Genomic DNA, 4,242 nt, shown 5'->3' with positions numbered 1-4,242 from the left:
ATGGAAGGTATAGGCGCCCTATTTGCAGCTATTATTTTGCTATATGTTGGGGTGTGGATGCACAGTAAAACCAGTGCTCAGCAGTGGCAGGCATATATTCAGCAAAATATTAATACGCGATTAGAGTCTGGCACACTGTGGGGGCTCGCGGGCCTCTCGTTTATAGCGGTATATCGTGAAGTGTTCGAAACGGTATTATTTTATCAGTCGTTATTAACGCAAAGCTCGCAAACACAGTATTCATCGGTGGCTATTGGGTTTGCATTAGGTGTGGTTTTATTAGCGCTTATTGCATGGGTGTTAGTTAAATATTCGATTAAGTTACCTATTGCTAAGTTTTTTGCGTATACAACGTATTTATTATTTGCACTTGCCTTTGTATTAATGGGTAAAGCTGTCATTGCATTACAAGAGGCTGATTTAGTCGCGATTAGTGTAATGCCGATAAACTTTGATATTGCACTACTGGGTTTAAAATCTACGTGGCAAGGCTTTATAGCGCAACTTACCGTAGCTGTTATATTTAGCTTTTACATTATTAAAGCTAAAAAACGCTAGCAAACACATCCTTAATAGTAAAAAGTTGTACGTGGCTTTTTACTATTAAGGGTTTAGATCATGCCCACGTATCTAAATGTTTATTCCCTTCGTCATCTACGGTAATCGCTTTTTCATTAGCTGCACTTGCACTTTTTTTGCCCTGCGCCTGCGCTAATCTTTTTTTGTTGAGCGTCTGCTTTTTTTCATTTTCAAGCTTAATTTTTTGCGCTTGCGGCATATTTTGCACACCTGCAATATGAAATGTACTTTTTGGCTCAAGCTCTAACCGCGAAATTTTCCCTAAAAAAGGGATCATTATATCCATACTCCCCTCCTTAACCTGTTTATTAAAAATTAGATAAATTGACCAACAAAGCCCAATTTGCCTACAATTTAAACATTAAAACAACTAAAAATACTGATTAGCTCTCAATATTATCGGCAGTTATAAGATATGCTTTAATTTGGTAAAAAAAAACTTGCCTTAGCTAGGCGGTTTATGTTTTTATGAATGCGAAATTTATTGAAACAGATTAAAGCTTAACGCTCACTAAATAGCGGTAAGCAAAATAGGATACAAAAATGCGCTTAAACCTGACAACAGTACATCATCACCACCATTCACCGGAATAACCTGTCAGGTCTTTCGCTGAGAGGTTATTCCTAAAAGGAACCTCTGGCGATTCAAAACACATTGATTCATTTTCGCCCTGAGGTTCCCCTCGGGGTTTTTAGTTTTTAAATTAAAGGAAAATGAATAATGAGTAACACAAATCGTCTACGTATCGCCATCCAAAAAGGCGGTCGCCTGTCTAAAGATTGTCAAGATTTACTAAAGCAACTAGGTGTTAAATTAAACCTACGTGAGCAACGCTTAATTGCACACTCAACCAATATGCCAATTGACGTACTTCGTGTGCGCGATGACGATATTCCGGGCTTAGTAATGGACGGTGTTTGTGATTTAGGTATTGTTGGCGAAAACGTACTAGTAGAAGTACAAGCCGAACGCGAACGCCAAGGTGTACCAAGCGAAGTTAGCAAACTAGCAAAACTAGACTTTGGTTACTGCCGCCTTGCACTTGCATGGCCACAAGAGCTTGGCCCACGTGATAAAAGCTGGTTTGAAGGCAAACGTATTGCAACAACCTACCCAGAAATATTAACGCAATGGTTAAAGCGCGAAGGCATTAATGCAAGCACTGTAATGCTTACAGGCTCAGTAGAAGTAGCCCCACGTGCCGGTCTTTCAGATGCAATTTGTGATTTAGTTTCTACCGGTGCAACGCTTGAAGCGAACGGCTTGATTCAAGGTGATACAATTTTAGAATCAAACGCGTGTTTAATTCAAAATAAAGACCTGCAAGATGAAAACAAACTAGCGCTAATCAATAAGCTTATGCCGCGCCTTCGTGGTGTAAAACAAGCTAAAGAAAGCAAATACATTATGCTACACGCGCCAAAAACTAAACTTGATGAAATTTGCGAAATTTTACCAGGCTCTGGCCAACCTACTCTACTTGCACTTGCTGGTAACGAAGAGTACGTAGCGCTTCACATGGTAAGCAGCGAAACATTATTTTGGGAAACAATGGAGCAGCTTAAAGCCCTAGGCGCTAACTCTATTTTAGTAATGCCAATTGAAAAAATGATGGAGTAAGTACCATGCTTCGTTGGAATGAGGAATCTTCACAAGTACAAGCAGCGGCGCTAATGCGCCCTGCGGTTTCTGCCAGCGCAAAGGTTGAAGCTATATGCCAAACAATTATGAGCGATGTGAAAGAGCAAGGTGATAAAGCCTTACTTGATATGGCTAAAAAGTTTGATAATAGAGCTAACCCTCGTTTACGTGTACCGCTTGATGAAATAAACGCATCAGAGCAAGCACTAAGCGCAGAGCTTAAATACGCAATTGACACCGCTTATGCAAACGTTAAACGTTTTCACGAAGCGCAATTGCCTAAAGATATTAAGTTATCAACCCAACCTGGCGTTGAATGTGAACTGAAATATCAGGCCATCGAAGCTGTGGGTATTTATGTACCAGGTGGCAGTGCTCCACTGCCATCATCGGTTATTATGCAAGGTGTACTTGCACAATTAAGTGGTGCTAAAACCGTCGTACTTGCCACCCCTGTGCAAGGTGATGAAAGCATTAACCCTGCGATATTATATGCAGCTAAGTTATGTGGCATTACAACTTTAATTGAAAGTGGTGGCGCAGGTGCAATTGCCGCAATGGCCTACGGCACCGAATCAGTACCTAAAGTGAACAAAATTTTTGGCCCAGGTAATAGCTTTGTAACGATGGCAAAACAGCTTGTTGCGCAAACAATTCCTGGAATGGCAATCGATATGCCAGCAGGCCCTTCTGAAGTATTAGTGATTGCAGATGAGCGTGCAAATCCAGAATTTATAGCGGCAGATTTACTCTCGCAAGCTGAGCACGGCGCAGACTCGCAAGTTATTTTATTGTGTAACAGCGAAAGTATCATTGAGCAAACGCAGCAGGCGCTTACACGCCAGCTTGCTAAATTAAGCCGCAAAGAGACAGCCGAGCAAGCTCTGGCTAATTCATCACTTATTTTAGTCGACTCTATTGAGCAAGCATTTGACGTATCAGCGCAATATGGCCCTGAGCACTTAATTTTGCAATTAGCAGATTCAACACCTTACTTAGATAAAGTAAAAAATGCAGGCTCGGTATTTGTTGGCGACTACACGCCAGAATCAGCGGGCGATTACGCATCGGGTACTAACCACGTGTTACCTACCTACGGTTACAGTGCAACCTATTCAAGCTTAAACTTGCTTGATTTTTTCCGCACTTACACAGTACAAACTATAAGTAAAAGTGGCCTAACACAGCTGTCAAAAGCTATTTTGCCACTAGCAGATGCAGAAGGCCTTGATGCACACGCAAATGCGGTTTCAATTCGTTTAGAGGCAATTAAAAATGAGCAATGAGAGCGCACAAGCGACTAGCTTATTACCACAAAATATTGCAGCTCTTGCTGCCTATAGCTCTGCTAAAAGTGAAAAGCTAACAGGGTCAACGTGGTTAAATGCCAATGAAAGCCCGTACGCTAAAAATATTGAACTGAGTATTGAAGATTTAAATCGCTACCCAGATCCACAACCGCAATTGGTTATTGACCGCTATGCTGCGTATGCAGAGCTTGAAAGCGAAAACGTATTAATGACGCGCGGCGCCGATGAAGGAATTGAGCTTTTAGTACGTACCTTTTGCGAACCTGCAAAAGACAGCATTGCGTTATTTTTGCCAACCTACGGTATGTACAAAGTAACCGCTGATACGCACAACGTTGCAATCAATGGCTTAACCCAAGCGTTATTACTTGATGGCAGTGTTGATGAAATAGTTGAGGCAGTGGACAGCTCAAAATTGGTGTTTATTTGTAATCCAAATAACCCAACCGGTAGCATAACCCCCCTTGAAAAAGTAAAAGCAATTGCAACAGCGCTTGCCGGTAAAGCTTTAGTTATTGTTGATGAAGCCTACATTGAGTTTTGCCCTGAGCAAAGTGCTACAGCGCTGATTAACGAATATAGTAATGTAGTGGTACTGCGCACTTTGTCTAAAGCGTTTGCGCTTGCAGGGTTAAGAACCGGTTTTACACTTGCACAAGAAACTGTACTTGCCCCTATTCGTAAAGTGATTGCGCCGTATCCGGTATCGGG

At 41.6% G+C, this 4,242-nt stretch carries 5 protein-coding genes; 4 read left to right on the top strand and 1 reads right to left on the bottom strand.

The window, feature by feature from the left end:
- Positions 1-558: FTR1 family protein (locus tag L650_RS0109535; RefSeq protein ID WP_029772966.1), on the top strand; the 558-nt coding region annotated here is incomplete at its 5' end.
- A 58-nt stretch (positions 559-616) separates the two neighbouring features.
- Here L650_RS0109535 and L650_RS0109530 read toward each other — a convergent pair.
- Positions 617-865 carry a hypothetical protein gene (locus L650_RS0109530; RefSeq protein ID WP_004586377.1) on the bottom strand — a complete coding sequence of 83 codons (249 nt, stop codon included), beginning with the start codon at positions 863-865 and terminating at the stop codon, positions 617-619.
- 435 nt (positions 866-1,300) lie between these two features.
- Between L650_RS0109530 and hisG the strand changes: the two genes are divergently transcribed.
- The 3 genes from hisG to L650_RS0109515 form a co-directional block, all read left to right on the top strand.
- Positions 1,301-2,200: an ATP phosphoribosyltransferase gene (gene hisG / locus L650_RS0109525; RefSeq protein WP_029772965.1), complete on the top strand. Its 900-nt coding sequence runs from the start codon at positions 1,301-1,303 to the stop codon at positions 2,198-2,200.
- A 5-nt stretch (positions 2,201-2,205) separates the two neighbouring features.
- Complete coding sequence (gene hisD / locus L650_RS0109520) at positions 2,206-3,507, top strand: histidinol dehydrogenase (RefSeq protein WP_029772964.1); 1,302 nt, start codon at positions 2,206-2,208, stop codon at positions 3,505-3,507.
- A partial coding sequence (locus L650_RS0109515) for an aminotransferase class I/II-fold pyridoxal phosphate-dependent enzyme (RefSeq protein ID WP_029772963.1) occupies positions 3,497-4,242 on the top strand: 746 nt, incomplete at its 3' end. The genes hisD and L650_RS0109515, both read left to right, overlap by 11 nt.

Origin of the sequence: Pseudoalteromonas sp. TB51, from assembly GCF_000498055.1 — a bacterium.
GTDB lineage: Bacteria > Pseudomonadota > Gammaproteobacteria > Enterobacterales > Alteromonadaceae > Pseudoalteromonas > Pseudoalteromonas atlantica.
The sequence above is the reverse complement of the archived record's forward strand: the minus strand, read 5'-3'. Positions and strand labels throughout refer to the sequence as shown.

Bases quoted from the DNA above. Each gene is read 5' to 3' on its own strand.
- L650_RS0109530 (WP_004586377.1), bottom strand. From the start codon at position 865: ATGGATATAATGATCCCTTTTTTAGGGAAAATTTCGCGGTTAGAGCTT.
- hisD (WP_029772964.1), top strand. From the start codon at position 2,206: ATGCTTCGTTGGAATGAGGAATCTTCACAAGTACAAGCAGCGGCGCTA.
- hisG (WP_029772965.1), top strand. From the start codon at position 1,301: ATGAGTAACACAAATCGTCTACGTATCGCCATCCAAAAAGGCGGTCGC.